This window comes from Frankia sp. CoWAU3 (assembly GCF_977971855.1).
This window is the reverse complement of sequence record NZ_CDWWXB010000342.1, coordinates 2,154-2,774: the sequence shown is the minus strand read 5'-3', so window position 1 is coordinate 2,774 and position 621 is coordinate 2,154. Positions and strand designations below refer to the sequence as shown.

Annotated in this window: 2 protein-coding genes; one reads left to right on the top strand and one right to left on the bottom strand. The window is 70.9% G+C overall.

Annotated features, from left to right (window positions below; translation table 11 throughout):
• Positions 1 to 296 (top strand): TetR/AcrR family transcriptional regulator C-terminal domain-containing protein (locus AC08ON_RS18210; protein ID WP_476617451.1); only part of this gene is annotated, 296 nt, incomplete at its 5' end.
• Between the two features lie 3 nt (positions 297 to 299).
• Here the strand turns inward: AC08ON_RS18210 and AC08ON_RS18205 are convergent.
• Positions 300 to 621 (bottom strand): pyridoxamine 5'-phosphate oxidase family protein (locus AC08ON_RS18205; protein ID WP_476617450.1); only part of this gene is annotated, 322 nt, incomplete at its 5' end.

The following is a 621-nucleotide window of genomic DNA, read 5'->3' as shown; positions in this document are numbered from 1 at the left end:
TCGCCAGGCTGCCCGTGCCACCTCGCCGGAAGATCGCGATTCTGCGCGCGGTCGACACGTACACGATCGGGCACGTTCTCGCCGAACTGCGGGCGCGGGACCTCCACTCCCGGACCGACGTCGACAAGGTCGAGCTGACCACCTACCTCCGCAGCCTGATCGCCACCGGCGACTATCCCTTCCTCGCGCAGTTGGGTCCGGGCAATACGACGATCATGGGTGACGACGCGCAGGAGGACTTCGCCGACGGGCTGGAATGGCTGCTGGTCGGCATCACCGCGGCGATCGAGTCCTGAGGGTCAGACGCTGCCGAGCACGCGGGTGATCCGCACCTCCACGACGACACGCCGGGGATTGGCCCGCGGCGTGCGGTAACGCTGCGCATAGCGGAACTCGGCGTCGGCCACACTCGCCGGATCATCCCGGAGCACGGCCAGTCCCTCCAGCGTCGACCAGCGTCGGCCGTCGATCTGGCAGAGCCCGACGGGGGTGCCGTGGGCCGGTCCCGCCGCGATCAGGCGGGCCTTGCGGGACCGGGCCGATGTGATCACCCGGGCGATGCCCGCCGCCGGATCAAGTGTCGCGCCGACGGCGACCACGTGCGGGCTGCCATCCGGCCGG